Genomic DNA, 24535 nt, shown 5'->3' with positions numbered 1-24535 from the left:
AATAGGGGAGAGCTCTATGATTATCTACGAATCGACCAAGCAGCAATTTATGGATGATGTCACTGAGGATACGATTGCGGTAAAGATCCATAACCAGTACGTCCAAAAAATCGGCAGAGCTGCCATGGGCGAAATCAACGCATGGAACAATTCCATGAACTATCTATATAAAGTACTGAACACCTCGGACATTCCAGATGACGCAGGAATCGCGATTGAATATAGGATTCCAGCGCAACCAAGAAGAGTCGACTTCATGATTACAGGCTTGAATGAACAGGATCAATACTCCGTTGTGATCATTGAGCTTAAGCAATGGACAGAAGTGGAGACGGTTGAGGATGCGGATGGTCTGGTCAGAACCTTTTTTAATAGAACCAAGACAAGCACACAGCATCCTTCGAAGCAGGCATGGTCCTATGCCAGACTCATTCATGATTACAATGAGAGCGTGCAGAACGAAGCGGTCCAGCTCTATCCTTGTGCGTATCTACATAACTATATTCAGAAAGATAATGATCCCTTATTGCACCCTGTCTACGACCCATACATTGAGGAAGCGCCGATCTTCTCCAAGGGAGATGCTCTGAAGCTAAGAGGGTTTATCACAACCTACATTAAAAAGACCGACAGAAGCAAATCACTATACCTTATAGAGCATGGCAAAATTAAACCCTCCAAATCGCTGCAGGATGCACTCCTCAGTATGCTCCAGGGAAATCAGGAATTTATTATGATTGATGATCAGGATGTTGTTTATCAAGAAGCTTTGAGATTAGCGAAGCAAGCCCGGTCGGGGAAAAAGCAAGTCCTGATTGTCGAAGGCGGCCCGGGGACAGGGAAGTCAGTGCTTGGCATTAATCTGCTGGTAGAGCTTACCGCCCGGGAACTCGTCTGCCAATATGTAACCAAGAATAGCGCGCCGCGTTCTGTGTATATGAAGAAGCTCCAGAAGAACGTGAAGAAAGCGGTCATTGATAATCTGTTCAAAGGCTCAGGCGTGTATTATGAGGCATTGCCCAATGAATTCGATTGCCTGATTGTGGACGAGGCTCACCGCTTAAATGAGAAGTCCGGCCTGTTCAAAAATAAAGGGATCAATCAGACGATGGAGATCATCCGTGCTTCCCGGTTCTCGGTATTCTTCATCGATGAATATCAGAAGATTGCTATGCACGATGTAGGCAGCAAGGAGCAGATTAGACACTATGCGGAGCTGATGGATGCGGAAATTACAGAGATGACATTAGCCTCCCAATTCCGGTGTAATGGCTCGGACGGATATTTGGCATGGCTGGATGATGTGCTCGAAATTCGTGAAACGGCGAATGCAGACGGCTTCGAGTTCGAGTATGACATTCGGCTCTATGATGACCCGAATAAGCTGCGGGACGAGATCTTCAGCAAGAATCAGATCAATAATAAGGCCCGAATGCTTGCCGGCTACTGCTGGGACTGGAAGAGCGATGGCAAGAACAATCCTGGCGTACATGATATTCACTTAGAGCAGTATCAATTCTTCATGAGCTGGAACCTGAGCAATACCACTACTTGGGCTATCGACCCGGAATCCATCGAGCAAGTAGGCTGCATCCACACCTCACAGGGCCTGGAGTTCGACTATGTCGGAGTGATCATCGGCGAAGACATGCGCTATGAGAACAACCGGATCATCACCGACCCCTTTAAGCGTGCGAAGACGGACAAGTCCCTGTCAGGATTCAAGACCTTGTACAAAAAAGACAAGGACGAAGCCCTCCGCATAGCCGATCAAATTATCCGTAACACCTACCGGACCCTAATGACCCGGGGAACGAAGGGATGTTATATCTACTGTGTTGATCCTCATCTGAAGGCCTACTTGCAGAGGCGTTTGGTTTTGCAAAGTTCGGTAGTAATTTCGGGATAAGGCTAATTGAGGTCGATAGAGAGTTACATCATAAATTTGGAGAGATTGAGGATCGAATGAAGCACATTAATGAGCTTTATAGATTAAATTATTATCCACAATAGGAGTGTAATGTAGTAAACTAATGTTATTTAGAGAACGTATGTCTTCATTAATCCCAAAATTAAAAGACAGAAATTTAAGTTACTAAAATGTGGGGGATTAAATATAATGCGATTTATAGATTTATTTGCGGGGCTTGGTGGATTCCATTTAGCTTTAAAAAACCTTGGACATACTTGTGTATTCGCGTCGGAACTCGATTCAAAGCTTCAAGAACTTTATTTTGAAAATTTTGGAATAATACCAAATGGAGATATTAGGAATATTGAGGCTGAAAGCATTCCTGAACATGATATTCTCTGTGGAGGATTTCCTTGCCAACCATTTTCTAAAGCAGGAGAACAAAATGGATTCCACGATGAAAAATCTGGAGACTTATTCTACCATATACTTAAAGTCTTGAGATTCCATGCCCCAAAGTATTTAATTTTAGAGAATGTACCTAATTTTGCAAAACACGACGAAGGAAGGACTTGGAGGATAGCAGAAAAACTCTTAAGAGAACTGGACTATGATGTGCAATTAAAAAAACTTTCGCCTCATAAATTCGGAGTTCCCCAAATTCGAGAACGAGTTTTTATAGTTGGTAAGAAGGCTGGCCTTGATGGTTTTCTTTGGCCAGATGAGAAGTGGCCAGAACTCCTATTTAATGAAAATGAGATTAATATCAACAAAGTGTTAGATTTAAATCCAATTGATGCAAGACAAATACCAGAACAAATAACTAAATGTATTGAAGTTTGGCAAGATTTTCTTGATCGCTATCCAGTGGGAGATAAACTTCCATCCTTTCCAATTTGGTCTATGGAGTTTGGGGCTACATACCCTTATGAAGAAATAACACCATGGAAAATGGGAGCAAGCGAGCTAAGGAAATTTTTAGGTTCACATGGGAAATTACTAGATGGACTAACAGACGAGCAGGTGTTCCTCTCATTACCTTCGTATGCTCGGGTGGAACAAGATAAATTCCCGGATTGGAAAATTAGGTTTATTAAACAAAATCGTACTTTATATAATGAAAACTTGGGTTGGATAAATTCTTGGTTGCCCAAAATTTTGCCTTTTCCTTCTAGTTTTCAAAAATTTGAATGGAATTGTAAAGGTGCAGAGAGGAATCTAACAAAATTAGTATTACAATGTCGCGCCTCAGGTCTAAGAGCTAAAAGACCCACAACTGCCCCCTCATTAATAGCAATGACATCATCTCAAGTGCCTATAATTACCTGGGAAAATAGATATATGACGCCTCGAGAATGTGCGCGTCTTCAAAGCATGGATGAATTGAAACATCTTCCAATAGCGCACACCGCAGCATACAAAGCTTTAGGTAATGCAGTTAATGTAGAAGTAGTTTCTTTAATTGCAAAGGCTCTTCTAGAATGTGAGCAGGATAAGGGACTGTTTGAAATTCAACCAACGTTATTTGCTATTTGATGAGGTATTATTTGATCGAATGGAATGGTGGCTTACAATGGTGAGACAACGACAAAAAATAAATATACGTCCTACAAGCGGAGTTTATGCTACTTATAAGAGGTTAAGTTATCAGCCATGGTCAGCTATTGCAGAATTTGTTGATAATTCGACCCAGAGTTTTTTTGACCATATTGATCTTTTGAAAAGAATCCCAGATTTTAATAAGATGAGAATTGAAATTCAATATGAGGAACATGCGGGTGGTCGAGACATACTCACAATTAAAGATAATGCATTTGGAATGGAAATGGAAGAGTTTGAAAGAGCATTAATATTAGATAATCCCCCCTCAAATAAAAAGGGAAGAAATGAATTTGGAATGGGTTTGAAAACTGCTGCATGTTGGTTTGGTTCATACTGGACTGTTGAATCAACACAATATGGCTCAGGGAATCTTTACAAAGCGTCTGTTGATGTGGATAAGCTTCAAAATGATAAAGATGAAGAAATTGATGTTGATTTTTATGAAACAGAAAAAAATCAACACTATACAATAATTAAAATTGAGAGGCTTAACCAGAAAATTAAAGGCTCTAGAACTAAAGTGAAAGTTAAAGAATTACTTGGTAGTATATATAGAGAAGATTTGAGAAATGGACAAATAGAAATTATCTACAACGGGGAACTTCTGAAGTTTAATAATCCAGAAATATATGAAGATATTTATGCTGACGGAACTAAAGAAAGATGGATTAAACAAATTGAATTTAATTTAGAACATGAGGGGCTATTGCTAGGTGTAAAAGGTTTTATTGCAATACGAATCCCTGCAAGCGTAAAAGAGGCGGGATTCACTTTAATTAGAAGAGGAAGAGTAATAATTGGAGGACCTGAAAAAAATTATCGTCCCTTTGAGTTATTTGGTGAATCAAATTCGTACTCCTATCAAAGATTGTTTGGAGAATTGCATATGGATGATTGGCCTGTCACACAGGCAAAGGATGACTTTGACTGGCACAATAGCGGGTTAGAAGAGGCTTTTATTGAAAAATTAAAGGAATTCACTAAATCATTTAGAGACAAGGCTGAACTCATACGAGTTAGACCTATTATCAATACAAATAACTTAATATCACAAGCACTAAATGGTTTGCAAAGCACAGGTATAATTGAAAATCCTAAAGTTGATGCTAGTGTTTCATTAGTTCATACAGAAAAAGATACCTCATTAAAAGATACATTTAATAGTGAAAGTACAGATTATACAGATCAGCAACATTCACAAAATATTGATGAAGTAGATAATCAAACATTTCGGCAGCAAAATAATCTTGAAACAGGTCTAATTGTTAAAGGACCTACAGTATGGAATGCAAGTTTTCAACATAACGCTAGAAGGTATGATTTTTTGATAGAACTGGAAACTCAGAATCCTTTAACTCAATGGGTTATACTTTCTCTGGAAGAGAATAATCAGTTTAGAATAAAAATAAATATGAAACATGCTTTCTTTAAACCTTATATTGACAAAGGTGATTTTGTTATATTAATGACGAAATTTGTTGTAGCTTTAGCTTTAGCTGAAATCGAAGCAAGCTTGGTCAATGTAGATGGTAAAATAGAGTCAAGCGCAATAAGGTTAAAGATGAATAAAATTTTAGAGCTAGTAGCCCAAAACGGAGGATTTTAATAATTATGGAACCCCTTATTTCAATGAACTTAGCATCTGATAATGAAGTGTGGCCAATAACAAGTGATGGGTATTTCAAGAACAGAATTTCATCGCTTCTAATTAGTAATGATATACCTAAAGAAGCCGTTGATTCAATTTTTTTAAATGCAGTAGATATACTTTCACAGTGTCCTGATCCAAATGCGGGAAAGCCGCGAGGAGATTCAGGTATTGTAATTGGTAAAGTTCAAAGCGGGAAAACCTCTAATTTTATCTCATTAATGGCATTAGCTCTTGATAATGACTATGATATTATGATTGTCCTTGGCGGAAATAAAAATAATCTTTTAGCACAAAATACAGCTAGAGTAGAGCAAAGTTTTGGGGAATCTGATCGCTTGGTTGTCTTGGATACAAATCGTAATAAAACGCTTTTTAATCCATCGACAATTAAAAGATTCCTTGATCGTGGCAGTAAAGTAATTATCATGGGTTTGAAGCATCAGAAACATATTAATTTTATTGCTGATTTATTTAATGATGAATTTTTAAAGCAAGTACCTACTTTAATTATTGATGATGAAGGAGACCAAGCTTCTTTAAATACACAGGTTTCAAAAAATAAAATTAGTGCTGTTTATGGATCAATAATAAAATTGAAAGAAAAGATCTCTCTACATTGTTTTATTTCGGTAACTGCGACTCCTCAGGCGAATATATTAATTGATATCACAGACCTATTATCGCCAAGCTTTGGTGTTCTTGTATACCCAGGCGATAAGTATTGTGGGTTATCAACTTTTCATGGTGAAGATCAAGATAAGTATATAAAAGTGATTCCAGAGGAAGAACCTTCTTTGCTTGATGAAGGATTTCCGAGTACTTTTTTTGAAGCATTAGCAGTGTACTTTATTGGCGGATCTTTAAGGCAATTTAGAGGGGACTTGGCGGCTCATTCAATGTTAATTCATCCAAGTCAAAAAAAATATGATCACAAAATTGTAATTGAAAAGGTTACAAATGTTTTGGACGATTGGAGAACTATTTCGTCTACAAAGTCAGATGGAATTGAGGACATTAATTATCAAGTTTTGAAAAGGCATCTTACCAACGCTTATTCTTTGTTGAAAAGTGAAGGAGTAAATCTCCCGAGGTTCGTTGATATTGAGATGTTGATTATAAAGAATATATTAGAATGCTCACCTGTGCATTTATATAATAGCGATGAGCCAGCTAATGATAATGATAAATATTATAAATTTAATATTTATGTAGGCGGTAACATGGTTGAGAGAGGTATAACAATCAAGGGTTTAGCTGTTACCTATATAACACGAAGAGCAAAAGGTATAAGTAATGTAGATAATACAGAACAAAGAGCCAGATGGTTTGGATACAAGGAAGATTACTTAGACGTATGTAGAGTCTACACAACTAAGGGAATAAAAAAAGACTTTGATTCTATTCTTGAGCACGATGATGATCTATGGGCAACAATTGAAAGAGCTCAAGAAAAAGGAACCCCATTCAAAGAAATTCCTAGAATTTTCAAACTTGCTAATGAAATGTTAAGGATGACAAGAGTAAATGTAGCAAAAACAGTTAAGGGTTATCAGTTTTCAGAATGGACTAAACAGGAAAAGTTCTTATTTGATGAAATGCAAGCTAATTCTAATCTTCTCCTTTTAGAAGAATTAAAGAGTCATTCCATGGATACTTTAGAATTGATTATTCTGGGCGGAGTTAATAAGCACAAAGTACTTAGAAATATCAATTTTTTTGATTTAAAACGAAATATATTAGATAGATTTGTATTTCCAAATAAAAGTAAAATTGATCGAAAGTTTTTTAATACTGTTGAGGAGTTATTCCATAAATGTGACTTTGTTCCTTTAATTGATGTTATGTGGATTAGAGACGGTGTTGGTGAAACACGTACAATAAATGACGATCAGACAGTTACACAGCTATTTCAGGGGCGTAATCCAAATAAGAATAGCCCAACGTACTATGCAGGTGATAGTGCAATGCCAAACGGAAGGGATGTAATGCAATTACAGATACACTATGTTCAACCAAAGAATTATCATTTAAAATATACTAGTCCAATGCTTGCCTTGTATATACCAAATGTATATTCTGCTGCTCTTACTAAATTTGTGATAAAGGCATAGCCTATTGTAGAAGGGGGGGGGCGTAATGAGTAGTGGGGCAGTTCTGAAAAAATTGAAGGATCTTTCTAGTTTGAAGGTGGATACAAAGTATAAATTGTTTATCTATTATAATGAAATTTATTATGGTATAGATGACTTGGGGAATTATGTATTTGTTGTATGTTCTGACAATTGGGGGATTGTTCCAACCTTTCAGAAAACAAAGAAATTAATGTTTAGATATAATATTAGATCAATTATGAATGTCGATGATAAAATAAGTGAAAAGATGGTACATGTTTTAACATGTTTAAGTAAAGATGATGTTGAAAGAGCAGCGTTTATCAGACTAACAGAATCATTCATTCCTTTTTTATCTCTGAAGGGTAATACTAAAGAAATATATCAACTTTTTGCAGCGCTCACTAATTTATTTGCTTCAGAAAAGGAAGCTTCTTTTTTAGAGTTACAGGGTTTATTTTGTGAATTATATGCCATAAAATTTTTTGCTGAATCCGGATTAAAAATAAATATGGCATGGCAAAGTAAAGAAAAAATGAGATTTGATTTTTCATTCTCCGAAAGAAAAAAAATGGAGGTTAAATCTACTCAAAAAGAGAATAGAGTCCATCAATTTAAACATGAACAATTGTTGTCAGAGCTGTACGATATAACTATTATGTCATGTTTACTTAAAAGAGATGATAGGGGCTTGTCTATTTATCAATTGATAAAATTTGCAAGAGATGAATTAGAATTGGATTACACGTCACTTCTGACAATTGAAAAAGTAATAAAAAATGTTGAAGTAGATAGCTTGAAGCATATTAAATTTGATGAAGAGTATTTAAAACGCAATATTAAATTCTATTCTGCGAAGAGTGTTCCGAGATTTTCTGAGCCTCAACCAGAAGGTGTTTCAAATACAGAGTATAATTCAGATTTAAGTAATATAACACCTGTTGTTTTAGAAGAAGTTTTGAAGTGGGTAAAGTTTGATTATATCAAATGAACGAATTGCCAAATTGTCACTGTTATTGTAATTATGTAGTAGGTTTTTTTAATAAATAGATATAACTATTTTTTGTATTTTGTAATTTGCCGATGTGTTTTGAACTTAGATGTTATTGTAATAGTTTCTTTTTAACTTTAAATTTTATCCAGTATCAAAGATATAAAGATATTCGAAATAGGTTCATTTCAGACACATATTGAATTGCAGAGGAGCAGTACTTTTTCACCTGAAAAATTAAGTGATTGCGATTTCTTTCAGTCGTGTGACTATAGAATATTCATTAGCCGTTTCACCACAAGAGTATCCTTCTCAGAATCTATTCTGTGTGTGCCAATAGCGTTGAGGATTGCCTGACAGTTTTTGTACTTATATTCTGCTGGTAACTTGGATTTTTAAGTTACTACTTCTTCAAATACATAAGTATTATTCATTCTAAAACAAATGTTCTTATAGCCTTTCCAATTCCAATAGAATGTTTCATCATGTTCGTTATAACTTGCACTAAGTCTATTAAAATTTAAAGCTTGTGAGAATTCTTTGCGAACTAAATTAAATTGTGATTTTTCCAGCCATTTTTTCCAATGAATAGGCAATGAATCTCTATTAAAGTCTAGTGACTTAGATAATGACTCGGGAAGCATTGATTCGTACTCCATTTGTTGGTATAAGTAGATCTCACCTTCTTTACTAGAAGTAATAATTAGGGCATGATCAGAAAAAAAATTAAAGGCAATTACTGCATTCGAAGTCTCAGTCTTATAGCTATTATTATACTGGTCAATTAAAAGTTGAGTAATGTGTTCTTTAATAAATTTGTCAGGTCTTTTATTAAATATTTTTTGGCTTACAGTAAGTTCTAGCATCATTTTCCTCCCTAAAAAAGCCGAAATAAGAACAAAAGTTCTCATTTCGGCTTAATTATAACATCGCGACCCAGAAAATGGAATGCTATTTCTTTCTTCCTGTCAATTTTTTTGTAATACTAGAAACATCTAAAACGGAATAGCTTCTTGCTGCAATTTCTACGTCATCGAGTTTTTCATCAATATATTCTTTAGTAATTAAAATTTCATCCGTCGAGAAGATGGCAGCTAACTGCTTGTAGAAAATATCAGGAACCTTATCTATTTTGTCTTTATAATAAATAAATTGATTGTATAAATAAGATAAGTCTTTAGTGTTAATAAACACTGGTTTTGTATAATGGCCACTAATAATTTCCTTTCGTATAAACTCAGCCATGGCTTGTACTTGTCGTTCTCTAAACTTGTTTCCAATAAAAATGTGAGAAGTTATTTCTCTCGAAGTACAATAATAGGATACATCAACTAATTCATTGAGGAGTTTGATATAATGAAGAGCTTTACGGTTTTCAGAAGATCCTAACTTGTAGCCGGACCTATCTAATGTGAATTTACAGTCGTAGGTAAAACCATGTTTATTTTCGACTGACTTTGCCCCGCTATTTTCTTTATATTGAATGGCAAATATCCCTTCTGGGACAGTAGAACCAGAATACTCCTTGCCCCATTTTTCAGAGTTAGGGAATAAGTGCTTAATAATTGTATATACATCATCTTCAAGCATATCCTCATCATATACCTCTTTGAGTTCAGTGGTTTTTTCTCCAATAAATGTAAGTGCTTTAGTTGCTTTAGTAGCAGCTGAAACAACTTGGTGGTGTGCACGTTTTTCGAGATCGTTAAGATATTCTTCGAAAATATCATGAATTTGCGCTTTCTCTTTATAAATATATAACTCACCAAAAGTAACTTGTTCAATTGTATCAAGAGCATAACGGTCACTTGTTTGCTTATCAATCCCATAACATACAATGAGTGTGGGGATTAGCTTCTTCTCAATCCATTCTAGCGTTTTTTTTGATAGCAAGCTATCTGTGACGAGCAATTGATAGGGACGATTTTTGTATAAAAATCGTTTGAATGTAAATTCTTTTTTCTTGAATTTTTGCTTGGATATTTTTGTGCTTTTGAAATGTTCATACTTGCTATTAAGCTCATCTACTAATGAATGAATATATTTTTCGATATTCACACCATTCGGATTTAACTCTTTCAATGTTTTTTGATAAATTGATTCCTCACATTCGGGACATATCAAATTACTCTTATCATTTTTATCAAGCAATTTAATATCTGTTGTTGTGAAGCTACAGTGCGAGCAACTGTAAGAAATTTCTTCAGTTTCTTCTATTAATTCTGAGAGATGCAATTTTTGATAAGCATCTTTGTGTTCATTAGTAATTTGATTAATGTTTGCAAATCTAAATATTTGATCGACTTTAAACGCTTCTCCGCCATCAAACTTGTTTTTTACAGGCTGATCAAGAGGGAATCCAAATTTCATTGAAAACTTCTTTTTAATTGCATTTCTGGTTTGTTCGCTTAAACTGCTATCGTTAAGTTTGAATATAACACTACCATCTTCAAGAGGAATTGAAAGTATCGCTTTTGAATGCTGTTCTGAGCGGAAATTAATTTTTTTAATATCTTTTAGGTTGTAGAGATTAATGATACCTCGTCTAAATGCATCATTAATACTAGGCCAGATATCGCTGCCTCTAAGTTGAATCTTTACATCCGGGGACTTAATCAGTAAGGAGTTAGAAAACGTGATAGAATCAACGGTAAAGTCCTCGGGCTCCTCGTCTCCAACAGGTGTGCCTTCCTTGAAAAGCTGAACTATGTCATCAATTTTGTATTGGATGAATACTTGATTTTCCATTTTACGAAGTGCAGTATTAAATTGCTTTTCGAAATAATTTTTAATGCCCAAAATGTCATTGTGCGGTGCCTTGATTTCCAATGATTGTTTTTTTATATCGACAGAAAATAGTATTTGATCTCGATCTTTGATGCGCTTGTTTTGGTCGTATCCTGGCTTTTTAGAATCTTTTATTTTTTTATAAAGGAGATAGATAGTCTGTTTTTCATCGATATCACAGTGTGCGAAAACCCTGTAATCACTGCTAAATCCAGAATTTTGGTGCAGAGCATCTGCAAGTTTCAAGTGAAAGCTTTGTTCTTGGCTTAATTTATTCCTTATGTCGTTTAACTTTTTTTCTGCAATGTAAAGATCACCAGAAGCCTTAATTCTCCATTCGTGAAGGACGAGGACTTCAAACAGCCACTTAGAATTTGTATAAAACAAAATAATAAGTTTTACTAGTGGTGAGACAGATGGGAGTGGATAATCCGGCATTTTTAATTTGAAAAGTTCTTCAATGGTTTTTTTCTTTCTTTGTAGAAAATCCTTCAAATATAGAAAGTTAAGAAAATCGGAACGTTCCTTTAGATTTTGTTTCCATTTATCTGCATCAGCAAAGTCAGGAAGCTGAAATATGGATTGTAATGCTTCTATATCTATAGCGCTAAGGAAAGAGGTGAAAGCAACTTTGTCAGTATCACTATAGTTCTCTTTGATTCTTTCATTACTAACAAGTAATTCATCCCAGTAAGCATCTGAAACAGCAGGCTTATCCGCTACATCTAATGAGTTCGACATGAATCTCATTCCTCCACAATCATTTTCTCCAAAGTTGCGTTAAAAACTAATTGGCGTAATTCCTTTATACTATAATTATGTAAAAAAACCAATGATTTTAGTTTCTTAGCTATACTAAGGTATTTACGCATTAGAATGTTAAATTATTGAGTATTGTATGTGAATGCTCTATGTGTCAGGGTGGATTAAAGGACGCTCGGAAAATTGTGCCTGTGCCTTTAGTGATGCACTTAAATATGGCTTGTCTATGCATGGATAGGGGAAATTACCTATAATACCTTTTTAAAACTACCGAAACTGGGAAGCCTTCTTTTTTTATATATTCTTAGGACATTAAACTATGTAATTTATTCCTTATTTATAAGCAGAGGATGGAAAAACATTCAAACGTCTATCGAATTTATTTTATTTAAATTCGATATTCGCATTAAAATAATGCTTTTTTCGGATACAATTTGGTTGTGGCTATATTATGAGTTGCTATCCAAAGGAAGCTTTGAAAAGAGTCGTCAGTGGCCCTTGGTGACAAAAATTTATTGAATAGAGTTGTAGTTATTTAAATGTTAGTAAATGAAAATAGCTCTGCCAGAAAGGTGAGGAGAAATATACAATCTGATGCACAGATATAAAGAGCAAAAGCGTAAGTTAAATGATTTGAATAGCGATCTCTAGAACAGGAAATTCCGTTAATTACCAATTCGGGTATTTTAATATCACAGTCGTAGAATAGGCGAGTAAGTAATTATGAATCTTGAAATAATGTGCATTAGTATGCATATTGTTAAACTTCTGTCTTGGAGGAGATGTGGTGAGCTTTCCAGCATGGTTTTTAGAAACGATTCAAGGTCGATTGGTTGAGGTAAGTGCACAGATTGAACATGAATCAGAACCTAGACAAACTTTTGATGAAGAGCGAGAAGCTTTTCAAGAATTATTTGCTTTTATGGATATTGCTCGTAATCCAGAATTTGAAAACTGGGAGGATAAGCTTTCCTTAAAGCAATCCGTTATTTATGAACGCTTATATCTTCAAGGACTAAAGGACGGAATGCAACTTGCACATTCCTTTACCGCTCCTTCTGCTCTGTCAGAGTAAGACACGATAAAAATATAAGCTTTATCTTGTTTGGGCTGTCCACGCGACAGTCCTTTTCTTATGCTCTTTTTGGCAGGGAATCCCTCCCATATTGTCGAATTACCATACATATTGTAAATCAAGAGGATATGAGGTTGGGCTATGTTTGAAGCACTAAAGAAACTCTTCCAAAAGTCAGACCCTAAGCCACCACAGGCTGTACATAAGGTACACACTCCAAAAGCTAAGCCCAAGGTTGTACCCACCCGGATTGGTGAGCTAGGCGAGCATAAAATTAACATTCAGCTGGATCAACTGCCTAAGGATTGCAAATCCTTAAGCGATCTGCTGCTCCCTAATCCCAAATCTAGAACAGGCTACGCCCAGATAGATCATGTTGTTATTTCCCCATATTGCATATTTGTTATTGAGACGAAAAACTACAATGGAGAAATTAAGGGTGGACGGACAGATCAGCAATGGTCGGTGAGTAACCGGTACAAGATGTATAATCCGCTGAAGCAGAATTATGGGCATATCAAGGCCATTGAGAGTCTGCTGAAAGGTGTAGCCGCTGTAAAATACATCTCTATGATTTCATTCACGATGAGATGTAGGTTCAGTATTGACCCCGAGCTGCGGAAGATCCAGTCGGACGAACTGGTTGTCTATGATGTGGAATTAAGCGAGTTTATCTCTAGGAAACTGATCAGCTTGAAGGCGGGAATCTCTGAGCCTCCTATTTCTGCGGTGCAGATCCAAACTATATATGATCATCTGGTTCAGTCCAACATCACCGATGCCGAGATACGCAAGCTTCATATCAATAAAATCAAGAAACGGAGCTGATTGGAATGCCGGTCTACAACAAGCTTGTTCGTGACAAAATCCCTGAGATTATCCAAAGCACAGGTAAGAACTCTAATTGCATCACTTTAGAGTATGAATCCTATGTTTCTGAACTGAAAAAGAAGCTTCGTGAAGAGGTAGAAGAGTATTACCAAGCCGCTGGTGATGCAGAAGCGGTGGAAGAGTTGGCCGATATTCTTGAGGTGGTCCATGCTCTTGCTCAGATACATAAGATCCTGCCAGAGGATCTAGAGAAGGTACGCGCTAAGAAAGCTGAGGAACGTGGAGGGTTTACAGATCGAACTTTTCTGATTGAAGTGACGGAGTAGTCCCTTTCGCTTGATATCAAATGTGCCTATTGGGGGATCAACATGACATTACCAGAATCCATTAGCCAAATTTTCAAGAAAAAACAAAAATCATACAAGATGGTTCTTGTCTTATCCTTAATTGAAGAGTTGAAAAATACTAATCAGGAGAGAGCGGCCTTTGATAAAGTGAAGGAGCGATTTCTTGGTTATTATATACAGCAACAAGACAATGGGCATCGTGTAGATGAGGCACCTTCCCGCTACCAAGCCCGGTGGAGTGAGATAACAAAAGGACAACTTAATACTATTTTGACGACACCTGTTAAGGTACTTTCAGAAATTATATCGGTTGATACTGAAGATAACTCCATTGGTTTCAATCCAGAGGTGAAGCATCAACTCGGAGAGGCTGGCCTAACTCAACTTGAGAATCTTGCACAAGAAGAGCTACACAAGTACAATGCGGCAATGCAACAGTTCTCTCTGAAAAAACACCTGGAGAATATTATGGATCATTATGTTCAGGCCAAAAGAGAGCCCTTTAAGGATCATTCCTTAGGCACCCTATTACGCAGAACGATTCCTACTGAGCTAAGAGCGTTGCCTTTCCTGTATGAGGAGTACTATATGATTCAAGGCTCTATTGGGCAGGGGAAGTGGGCCGATTTACCTTGGTTCTCTATATTAGATAAACGAATTACTAGTACCACTCAGAGCGGTGAATATGTCATCTATATTTTTGCAGAAGATATGAGTGCTGTGTATCTATCATTTGCTCAAGGAGTAGCAATTGTACCGAAGGAGAAGGAGAGCGACGATAAGTATACCTACCTACGCAATAAAACCCAAGAGATTCGTAAGCTTATTCCTCTCACAAATATGAATAAGGACGAAAATATTCAACTCCTGGGCCAAGGCCGAGGGAAGGATTATCAGGTAGCTACGGTTGCTTATATGAAGTATGAACATGGTAAAGTGCCTTCGGATGAGACATTGATACAGGATCTCCAGAACGTAGTGGAAGATTATCGGATTTACGTTGAAGAGCATGTACTTAGTGAAACGGCAAGCGCCCTGGAGGTAGAGCCAGTGACCGAGTATACAGAAGCCATACTTGAGCCGATTGACGACACTGAAATACCTTCTATCCTCCACCAAATCCAATCCCACATCCGCCGCCAAGGCTTCTTTTTCCCGGAGCATCTGATCGAGAACTTCTACCTGTCGCTGAAGGCGAAGCCGTTTGTGATTCTGGCGGGGATCTCGGGGACGGGGAAGACGAGGCTGGTGAAGCTGTTCGCAGAGGCGCTGGGGGCGACGCGGGAGAATGGGCAATATACCTTGATTCCGGTGCGGCCGGATTGGAGTGATCCTGCGGATCTGCTGGGGTATAAGGATCTGTCGGGCAGGTTCCAGCCGGGTCCGATGACGCATGTGTTCGTGGAGGCGCGGCAGCCGGAGAACCGGCATAAGCCGTATTTTATCTGCCTGGATGAGATGAATTTGGCCCGGGTGGAGCATTATTTCAGTGATCTATTAAGTGTGCTGGAGACGCAGGAGTGGCGGGAGAGTGAGATTCAGACGCAGGAGCTGATCTCTCGTGCCTTGCTGGGTACGGCTGAGGACCAATTGACCTATGGCGGCCTGGGCATCCCGGAGAATGTATTCCTGATCGGGACGGTGAATATGGACGAGACTACGCATCCTTTTAGCAAAAAAGTTCTCGACCGCGCAAGCACCCTGGAGTTCAATTACATCAATCTGCAGCAGTATCCGCAAGGGGCTGAGCAGGACGCGGGTGATCCCGCTGATCTTACGGAGCTGAATCATCTCTTCCTCCGTTCCGATTATTTGCAGCTGGTGGATGCCTATGATACCCATCAGGAGCTTGTTGTGCGGACAACGGAGAGACTGGTGAAGATCAATACGCTGCTGGAGGATATCCATGCTCATGTGGGCTTCCGGGTGCGGGATGCGATTTGCTTCTATATGATCTATAACGAGCGCTTTAGCCTGATGGATGAGGAAGAGGCGTTCGACTGGCAGCTGCTGCAAAAGATTCTGCCGCGTATCCAGGGAAGTCATTCCTCCGTGCGCCGGGTGCTGCTTAATCTGATGAAGGTTGCGATAGGCAGCGATGCTGGCATAGCGGTTAATGTTCGAGAACTCATGGACGATGATGCTTCGCCACTCTATCTGAGATGGGCTGCCGGGCAGAATCCGCTTGGGGTGAAGCATCCGCAAAGTGCCCGTAAATTGGCTTATATGCTTAGGAGGCTGGAGGAAGATGGATTCACCTCATACTGGCTCTCTTAATCAGGCGGTGGAATTGCTCCGTATCGAGACGGAGCTTTTTACACTATATGTGCAGGGGCGGCCCTATCATCCTACGGTGGAGACGTTGCAGCTTCATCGCTCCCCGGATCAGGAGTGGGTGAATGCTCAGCTTGGAATTACATGCTCGCAGCGGCTTGGGGAAGTGCAGATTAAGGTGTTCTCGCCTGAAGCCTATGGGCTGATCGACTGGCAGCCGGGAGAGTCTTCCTTTCCTTGCTTTTATGAGACGCAGCCGTATGAACTGGTGATTCAGAATAAGAAGGGGGCCAAGCTTACTTTCTATCATGACAATGTGCTGCTCCGGCAAGCGGTTAAGCCTCTGGGTGATTCTATTCTTGCAGGTGTGCTGAACTTTGGGAACGAGGTTGGGCTGACGGAATGGGAGATCCGGGGCGAAGGGCAGACGCTGCTGCGGGTGGAGATGGAGATTTTCCCCTCGAAAATGGATTATAAGCGGGATTACCAGAACCTTCTGCATGAGGTGAACGCGCAGATCTATAATTTGGCTTTTGATTTTCTGCGCCGGACCTATCAGCTAACTGGCCTTAAGGAGACGCAGCATCAGAGCCTGACGGAGTTCTTCGCGATCCTACAGCATGTATTCAGACAGCTCTTGGATGCCGTTGAGCGGATCAACAAGAATCCTAATGTTGCGCTGCTCCAGGAGCGGCGGTTAATGGATGCAGGCCGGGTCAAAAAAGCCGGAAGAGAGAACATCCGCGAGCTCGCGAAGCATCCTGAACGGTTAAGAGAAGACATGAACCATGGATTCTTAACCATCGGTAACCGGAGCTACACAGCATCGCACTTAATGGAGACACGGAAGCGTCTCGCCTATGATACGAGTGAGAACCGGTTCGTCCGCTGGATGCTGGAACGGATTCATGGCAAGCTGAAGGAGCTTAAGAGCCGCTGGAAAAAGAACAGCCGGACCTCAGATCCGCTGCTCATTCGAAGAATAGACACGATGCTCACTCAGTTGGAGCGGGTGCTTAAGATAGATTTTCTGCGGGAGGCCGGAGCGCTGAAGCAGATGTCCGTAACACTAGTGCTGCAGATGGCCCCCGGATACCGTGAGGTCTATCGCTGTTATCTCATGCTGCTCAAAGGCCTGTCGATCCAAAGCGACCTGCTTCGCCTATCCATGAAGGATGTCGCGCAGCTCTATGAATACTGGTGCTTCCTTAAGCTGAATCAGCTGTTGGGGCAGAAGTATAGGCTGGTGAAGCAGGATATCATCCGGGTGAACCGCAGCGGGATCTTCGTTACGCTGGACCGCTCGCAGAGTGCGCAGATGGTCTATGAGAATCCGGTCAACGGGGAGCAGTTCATCCTGTACTATAACTCGATTCCGAGAACGGATAAGACGCCGACACTTAGTCAGCGCCCGGATAATGTGCTTACTCTGAAGAAAAGGGATGCGGGTCAGATCAAGGAGTATAAGTATGTCTTCGATGCCAAATACCGCTTGAATCCGGCGTATGAGGGGACTCCCTATGAGAAGAGGTATAGACAGCCCGGACCGGAGGAGGACGACATTAATACGATGCACCGCTACCGGGACGCGATTGTGTATCAGGAGAAGGGCTCCGGGGAGTATGAGCGAAGCATGTTCGGGGCGTATGTGTTATTCCCTTATCCAGATGAAGAGCGGTTCAAGAGTCATCAGTTCTACCGCAGCATTGAGCTGCTCAACATCGGTGCCTTCCCGTTCCTGCCCAATGCCACAGGTCTGGTGGAGCAGTTCCTGGATGAGATTATCCGCGACAGCCCGGAGAAAGCCTACGAACGATCCACGCGCCCGCGCGGCACGAAGGAGTATTATGCCAATAAGCTTGGGGGCAAGAATGTGCTGGTTGGTTCTGTCCGGGGGCCGGAGCAGGTTGGGGTGGCGGTGCGGAACGCTTTTTATCATATGCCGCTTAAGAATCTTGCCAGCCAGAAGCTGCTGACCCAGATCGAATACATTGCGATGTGCCAATCCCGTAAGAAGTTCATTGATCCGGCCAAAACAGGGATTCACTGGGTAGGCAAGGTAGCGGATTGGCAGGTGCTGCGGCGTAAGGAGATCACGGAAATCCCTTGTCGGCCGGGTACCGAGGAAGAGCTGTATGTACGCTTCACGATTGAGGAATGGAAGAGGTTAGCTGATCCTATCGCGCTGGGAGGACAAGGGATTTACACGGTGCTCTATACGAGTAAGTACATCCTGGACCGGGCTTTGGAGATTGCCGAGCTGCGGCTGGATACGGAGGAAGCAATACGCGAATGGCGGGAGAAGCGCCGCAAGGGCAGAGTTAAGGTGAGGCTGGATCATGTGGAGTATGTGGATTTGGGTAGGGTTGTGGAGGTTAGGAATATTTGAAAAAAAGGAGAAATGAATTATGAATCATCGCCATCGTCCATTCTTTCGGCTGGCTATGAAAGCCTTAATTATGCTGCTGCTCGCTGGTCTGCTGCCAGCCGTACATACGGCGGCTCCGGCGCAGGCTGCACCGGTAGTGGGAAATCAGATCAGGCCGCTGCTGATCAATAACCAATATGTGTTGTTTCCAGGCAAGCTGGCGCCCTATATCCAGGCAGGCAATTTAATGGTACCGGTTCGTGCTTTTGCAGGTGCGCTGGGTGCACAGCTGACCTATGATGCCGCCAGCAAAAGCTCCACGGTATCGCTTCTTGGGGAAAGTGTGGGGAAACTGCGGGTCGGGCAGGCTACGGCGGTAACCAAAGACGGGAGTGCGATAGCGCTGGGAGTGTCCCCGCAGTTGCAGGATGGTGTGCTGTTTGCGCCCATGAACCCAATCCTCACTGGACTGAAGAAGGTGAAATGGGAGAACATGTCCAACCTGCTTAACCGCAATGTACTGATAGTGCAAGGCCGGGGTGACACAGTGCTGCCGCAGGCCAAGGCGTGGCAGAGCGTGACTCCGTTTGAAGATGTGCCTGGGGAGCGCCAGCATCCCTTTTATCCTACACTGATGACGCAGTCTGCCGACGGCAAGGGCTTCCGGCTGACTCTCAGCGTGCTTAACGCCTCCGGGTCTGTTATTCCCAAGGGCGCTTCCAGCTTGGAGTTCGTCGCTGTGAACAGCCAAGGGCAGGCGGTAGTCCGGCAGCTTCCCGGCCCTTCGCAACCGACTCCTAAGGCGGCTGCCCTGTCATTCACTATTTATGTTCCCTCAGCGCCGGATTATGTGATTTTCAATTCGCGGATCAAGTAAAAATCAAGGAGGTTAGGTCTGCCATGGACATCCCGGAACACATTCAGAAGCTGCACGATGATCATAGAAAGGAATGGTTATCGGCTAAGCCAGAGGCGCGTGTGATACGCTTCTATGAGACGGATAAGCCTTACGGCTGCTTTTCTAATTTTGCGAAGTATCCGATCCTGTTAAAGGGCAAAGAGTGGGCGACATCGGAGCATTACTTCCAGGCGCAGAAGTTTGCGGGAACAGAGCATGAAGAGGAAATCCGGCTCGCCAGTACGCCTATGATAGCGGCCAGGATGGGACGGGAGCGGAGCCGGCCGCTGCGCCCGGATTGGGAGGAATGCAAGGTTCAGGTGATGCGGGAAGCGCTCATGGCCAAGGTCGAACAGCATCCTGCAATCAAGTCTATCTTGTTATCCACTGGCGATTGTACGCTTGTTGAGCATACCTCGAATGATGCCTATTGGGGAGACGGCGGGGACGGGCAGGGCGGCAATATGCTGGGGAAGCTGCTGATGGAGATTCGGGACGGCCTCAAGAGCGAAGCAGTCACCGGAGGCTCTTAAGGAGTAAGATGCGTATTTCAATAGATAACTTCATACATTTTCTTACTTTATGAACTGATTTGTGGTATAGTAAAGGCAGAAAAAACGTAGAATACAAAGAGAGCCGTGCTGGATACACGACTCTCGGAGCAATAGCCGCTTTTAAGGGCGGTGGCTTCAAAAGGTAGACCGTCAAAGAATAGACCGTATCCCTTGGGCAGGGCGGTCTATTTCTTTTTGAGGTAATTTAGCAGCGCAATAATGAACATGCCAAACATGAACATTAGGGACAATGCTTGATAAACCTCCATTGGCGTCACCTCCCTTCCGGGAGATTAGCCGACCGCCCATATAAGCCTTTCTATTGCTCTTGCGATTATACCACGGATGGAAAATTTTGAATATACGAACAGCGCAGACTCAACCAATGGAGCCCGCCGGAAGAGTGGGCTTGGGCTAATGAGAAATTTTAAGAGAGTGGTGCAACAGGCAGGAGAAAGTATAATAAAAAAAGAGAGTCGTGCGCTAACACGACTCTCGGAGCAATAGCCATTTTTAAGGGCGGTGGCTTTGGGAATATCAGTTAAAGAATAGACCGATTCCTTTGGTGAGGGCGGTCTATTTCTTTTGGGCTAATTTTGAATACACAAACCAAATCTCCTACTCAAGCCCAAAAGCAGGCTCCCCCACCTGCCTTTGGATTTTTTTTCATTGATTGGGAAATTATTATTTCCGTGCAATGTGGATAAGTGTCTTGGAGCATCCGCAGGAGACTATACTCTGGAATGACTTCGCTGTTCACCGAACACAATGGGCTGCCCGTGGACCTCTGGGCTGGAGGCGAATATGGTCGAAAAACCGACCACATTCGCAATGGCGATGCCGCAGGCATTTTGTTCATGTCTCTTCCCCCCCTGGAAATTTATTCTCCCATCGTAATACTTCCGCCATGTTCGCCACGCTGGATATCAGCGATGATAGAGCCTGTAAGGTAACGCCAAGCGCGTTCATCCTACATCCGGTTCTTATCCGAACGGGCGTAACGAGGCGGGGATCTCAGGTGATCCCGCAGTGCCGGCATGTATGTTACGGTATCCTGTACGGTCCGTTGCGGTAAGAGCACCTAAGGGGTTCGATTCCCCGATCGCCTTCACAGCGACGTTGGTTACAGTACTCGATTTCCATCGAGCGACTATTGAAGCACAATCGGAGTAAGGAAACCAATGGACAGGATCTCTGGCGGCTAGTCTAGCGCACTGCGGAAGGGCTTTGCAATCCGTGGATACCGATAGTGCGGCAGCAGGGGAGGACAGTGGCAAGGACAGAAGGGAACGAAGGCCGGCTGAAGGTTGGGTTAGCCTCAGGTCTCAAGAGTCCTCCCGGACCTCCCGGCAGACCGCTGTCTCAAACGTGATTCCGCCCGGTCTGCAGCGGGATTCTGTCATCCATTGGTCCAATCATGAAGGGGGTAATACATATGATGTTGAAGCCAATCACGATTCAAGCGGACCAGCGTGGTCTGCTCTTTCATAAAGGAAGTTATGTGAAGCGGCTGCTGCCGGGAACCTACCGTTACTTCTCATGGTCGCAGCATACGGTAGTAGTATTGAACATTGGCAGACCGTTTAGTGTCGAGGGCAAAGACCTGGAGCTGTTCTTACAGGAGGATGAACTCCTGCGGGAGCTCGATGTCGTACGCGTACAGGATCATGAGATTGTTCTGCACTATGAGGATGGCCAATTTAAGCAGCTGCTGAAGCCGGGTGTGTATGCTTATTGGAACCTCTTGAGGAAGCACACCTTCGTGCATATGGATATCCGGCAGCCGGAGCTGCCTGCCGGGATCGACCGCTCAATTATCCCGAAGCTTACTCCGTATGTGCAGTGCTACGAGATTGCGAGCTACGAGCAGGGCTTCCTGTTCTATGATCATACACTCCAGCGGGAGCTTAAGCCGGGTAAGTATTATTTCTGGAAGGGACCGGTCTCGGTGCTGACCAAGACGGTAGATCTAAGACAGCAGCAGATGGATCTGGTGGGCCAGGAAATGATGACAGAAGATAAGGTCTCGCTGCGTCTGAACTTCGTATGCCAGTACACCATCGTAAGTCCGCACCGTGTTCTGGAGATGAAGGGGTTTGACGAGCAGATCCACATCCAGCTTCAGCTCCTGCTCCGGGAATATGTCGGGACGCTGAAGTTGGACGATCTCCTGAAACGAAAAGAGGATGTTGCCACCTTCATTCTGTCCCGTATCCAGGAGAAGGGAGAAGAATTCGGGGTACGTTTTGTCGGGGCGGGGGTGAAGGATGTGATTCTGCCGGGGGAAATGAAAGACATCCTGAACACCGTCCTGCTCGCCGAGAAGAAGGCGCAGGCGAACCTGCTTACCCGCCGGGAAGAGACGGCTTCTACACGCAGCCTGCTGAATACGGCGAAGCTGATGGACGAGAATCAGACGCTGTTCCGGCTCAAGGAGCTGGAATTCCTCGAGAAGATATGCGACCGGATCGGCTCCATCTCGGTCACCGGCGGCGGCGATCTGCTGGAGCGGTTAAGCTCACTCATCGGGGCCAATAAGTAGACGACTTAAGATATAAATAAAAGACGCCCGGGAATGTCTCCCCGCAGCGTCTTTCTTTGTTAACTTATTGATAAGTTCCAGTATACTTAGGCGATACCAGCTTAGTACCTGTGGCTTCTTTGAGTTCCTGGACGCGGGCGTTCTTCGCGGCTTCGATATCCTTCAGGCCCAGCTTGTCCAGGGTGGCGAGGGCTTCTGTGTAGACGGATTCGAATTCGGCATCGCTTTTGGCGAAAATGATTTTGGGAACGACTTGTGCCCAGTAGACATTAATTTTCGCTTCGGCATTGGCTTCCTTGGAGCCGGGCTCATACGCATCGAACAGGTTGCCGGAATCCATAACATCATTACTGAACATATATTTGGCTGTGCCGGAGAACAGCTTGTCCATATATTCCGTCTGCTCGGTCTTTTCGGCTTCTTTGACATCCTTCAGCCAGACCTCATTGACCATCCACCAGATGGAGTCGAAGCCCCATTTCTTGGAGGCGGCGTTCCAGTCCTTGTTGATTGCTTCCTCAATTTCGGCGTTCAGCTTGTATTTACCGTCTGCTGTTACCGTGAAGGTCTCGCCTTCCTTGCCGAAGCTGTTGACGGTCTGGCCATGCTCGCTGTACAGATATTCCAGGAACTGAATTGCGCGGTCCTGCTGCTTGGACTTTTTGTTAATGAAGGTCAGGGTCCAGCCCTTATTGAGCGATCTGCCGTATTGCGGCAGCGTGCCTTCCTTGGACTGAACAGCGTCAACGGTTACATATTTCGCTTCTTTATCGGCTTGGTAGAGATTGTTGACCGGGTCTTTGTAGTCGGCGTAGCTGCCGATCTTCATGAAGATCGAGCCCTGCGTCATTTTCTCCGCAATCTGGTTGTGGTCGCTTGTGAAGTTCTCCAGTGACAGCAGATCTTCCGAATATAGTCTGTTGACGAATTTCAGCACATTCTTGAATTCGCTGGTGCGGCGGACATCTGAATAAGAGCCGTCCTCTGTCTCGCTAACGGCGCCGAAGGAGCCGCTCAGCACACCCAGGGAGTCGTTGATATATTTATCCTTATCGTCCAGATAGACTGGAATGACATCCATGCCGTTATATTTCACCCCGGCGGCCTTCACCTTCTTCAGCGCTGCAATCAGGGAATCCTCCTGCTGCAGGTCTTCCATAGTAATGCCGAGATCGTTCATGATGTCCTGGCGGACCAGAATCTGGCCGTTGGAGCGTTCATTGTAGAACTTCTTCACCCCGGGATACTGATCCAGCATCTCCGGAGATACATAGTAGTTCGGAATGGAGTAGAGATTGCCGTCCGGCTGGGTGTACCAGTCTACCATGGATGGCGGCAGAATGGTGGTCAGGTACGGATCATACTCCTCCATCAGCTTGTTAAGGGGAGCCACTGTGCCGCTGCTCATCAGCGTCTGGATCAGCGAGTTGCTGTTCCAGCGGTCCAGTGTGATAATGTCAGGCAGATTGCCGGTGGCCATCATCACGTTGAATTCGGAGTTCACATCATTCCCGGCGAGTACATAATCGACGCTGACGCCGGTCTCCCCGGTAATAAGCTTGTCTACATAGTTGTTCTGCGCATCCCATTTCTTGGAGTAACCCGGTACGCCTACATACCAGGACAAGGTGGCAGGCGCTGTGTTGGATGTCCAGCCGGGTTCTGAGGCTGTTGCTGTATTTGCGCCTGTGTCCCCGCTGCCGGCAGCCGCTGTAGGCGACGGGGTGGTTTCGTTATTGGCGTTGCCCGCTTTGGAGCAGCCGGTTAATACGAGTGTCAGACTGAGACAGATGGATAATAAGGCCGTTGCTGTTTTCTTCATTTTTTTAC

Annotated in this window: 17 protein-coding genes; 13 read left to right on the top strand and 4 right to left on the bottom strand. The window is 42.6% G+C overall.

Going from position 1 to position 24535, the window contains the following annotated elements; translation table 11 throughout:
* Positions 1–16 precede the first annotated feature (16 nt).
* The 5 genes from MKY64_RS23625 to MKY64_RS23605 all read left to right on the top strand — a co-directional run bounded on the left by MKY64_RS23625 (position 17) and on the right by MKY64_RS23605 (position 8267).
* Positions 17–1909 carry a DUF2075 domain-containing protein gene (locus MKY64_RS23625; RefSeq protein WP_340956133.1) on the top strand — a complete coding sequence of 631 codons (1893 nt, stop codon included), beginning with the start codon at positions 17–19 and terminating at the stop codon, positions 1907–1909.
* A 210-nt stretch (positions 1910–2119) separates the two neighbouring features.
* Entirely contained in the window at positions 2120–3448 is a 1329-nt protein-coding gene (gene dcm / locus MKY64_RS23620; RefSeq protein WP_340956131.1) for a DNA (cytosine-5-)-methyltransferase, read from the top strand.
* Positions 3417–5120 (top strand): ATP-binding protein, encoded by a 1704-nt coding sequence (locus tag MKY64_RS23615; RefSeq protein ID WP_340956129.1) that lies wholly within the window; start codon positions 3417–3419, stop codon positions 5118–5120. The genes dcm and MKY64_RS23615 overlap by 32 nt, the downstream gene beginning before the upstream one ends.
* 5 nt (positions 5121–5125) lie before the next feature.
* Positions 5126–7276, top strand: coding sequence for a Z1 domain-containing protein (locus MKY64_RS23610; RefSeq protein ID WP_340956127.1), 2151 nt, complete (start codon positions 5126–5128; stop codon positions 7274–7276).
* 25 nt (positions 7277–7301) lie between these two features.
* The gene (locus tag MKY64_RS23605; protein WP_340956125.1) at positions 7302–8267 is read left to right on the top strand and encodes a PD-(D/E)XK motif protein; all 966 of its coding nucleotides are present in this window, start codon (positions 7302–7304) and stop codon (positions 8265–8267) included.
* Positions 8268–8662: 395 nt separating this feature from the next.
* Here MKY64_RS23605 and MKY64_RS23600 read toward each other — a convergent pair whose 3' ends face one another.
* Positions 8663–9133, bottom strand: a complete 471-nt coding sequence (locus tag MKY64_RS23600) for a hypothetical protein (protein WP_340956122.1) — start codon at positions 9131–9133, stop codon at positions 8663–8665.
* Between the two features lie 85 nt (positions 9134–9218).
* Entirely contained in the window at positions 9219–11795 is a 2577-nt protein-coding gene (locus tag MKY64_RS23595; RefSeq protein ID WP_340956118.1) for a hypothetical protein, read from the bottom strand.
* 808 nt (positions 11796–12603) lie between these two features.
* Here MKY64_RS23595 and MKY64_RS23590 point away from each other — a divergent pair.
* From MKY64_RS23590 to MKY64_RS23560, 7 genes are all read left to right on the top strand, one after another.
* Positions 12604–12891: a hypothetical protein gene (locus MKY64_RS23590; RefSeq protein ID WP_340956116.1), complete on the top strand. Its 288-nt coding sequence runs from the start codon at positions 12604–12606 to the stop codon at positions 12889–12891.
* A gap of 141 nt (positions 12892–13032) precedes the next feature.
* A complete protein-coding gene (locus tag MKY64_RS23585) occupies positions 13033–13719 on the top strand; it encodes a nuclease-related domain-containing protein (RefSeq protein ID WP_340956114.1) in 687 nt (228 codons plus the stop codon).
* Positions 13720–13724: 5 nt separating this feature from the next.
* Entirely contained in the window at positions 13725–14048 is a 324-nt protein-coding gene (locus MKY64_RS23580) for a nucleoside triphosphate pyrophosphohydrolase (RefSeq protein ID WP_340956112.1), read from the top strand.
* A gap of 489 nt (positions 14049–14537) precedes the next feature.
* Positions 14538–16346, top strand: coding sequence for an McrB family protein (locus MKY64_RS23575; protein ID WP_340956111.1), 1809 nt, complete (start codon positions 14538–14540; stop codon positions 16344–16346).
* Entirely contained in the window at positions 16318–18732 is a 2415-nt protein-coding gene (locus MKY64_RS23570) for a restriction endonuclease-like protein (RefSeq protein ID WP_340956109.1), read from the top strand. Before MKY64_RS23575 ends, MKY64_RS23570 begins: the two co-directional genes overlap by 29 nt.
* Before the next feature lie 19 nt (positions 18733–18751).
* Positions 18752–19588, top strand: a complete 837-nt coding sequence (locus MKY64_RS23565; RefSeq protein WP_340956107.1) for a copper amine oxidase N-terminal domain-containing protein — start codon at positions 18752–18754, stop codon at positions 19586–19588.
* Between the two features lie 23 nt (positions 19589–19611).
* Positions 19612–20142: an NADAR family protein gene (locus MKY64_RS23560; protein ID WP_340956106.1), complete on the top strand. Its 531-nt coding sequence runs from the start codon at positions 19612–19614 to the stop codon at positions 20140–20142.
* 206 nt (positions 20143–20348) lie between these two features.
* Here the strand turns inward: MKY64_RS23560 and MKY64_RS23555 are convergent, their stop codons facing one another.
* Positions 20349–20399, bottom strand: a complete 51-nt coding sequence (locus MKY64_RS23555) for a hypothetical protein (protein WP_229521449.1) — start codon at positions 20397–20399, stop codon at positions 20349–20351.
* A gap of 1202 nt (positions 20400–21601) precedes the next feature.
* On the opposite strand from MKY64_RS23555, the gene MKY64_RS23550 reads away from it, so the two are divergent.
* Complete coding sequence (locus MKY64_RS23550) at positions 21602–22705, top strand: slipin family protein (protein WP_340958157.1); 1104 nt, start codon at positions 21602–21604, stop codon at positions 22703–22705.
* Positions 22706–22769: 64 nt separating this feature from the next.
* Here MKY64_RS23550 and MKY64_RS23545 read toward each other — a convergent pair whose 3' ends face one another.
* On the bottom strand, positions 22770–24527 hold the full coding sequence (locus MKY64_RS23545) for a hypothetical protein (protein WP_340956104.1): 1758 nt from the start codon (positions 24525–24527) through the stop codon (positions 22770–22772).
* Between the last annotated feature and the right edge of the window lie 8 nt (positions 24528–24535).

The organism is Paenibacillus sp. FSL R7-0210, from assembly GCF_038009085.1.
GTDB lineage: Bacteria > Bacillota > Bacilli > Paenibacillales > Paenibacillaceae > Paenibacillus_AQ > Paenibacillus_AQ silagei.
This window is presented reverse-complemented; position numbering and strand designations above follow the sequence as displayed.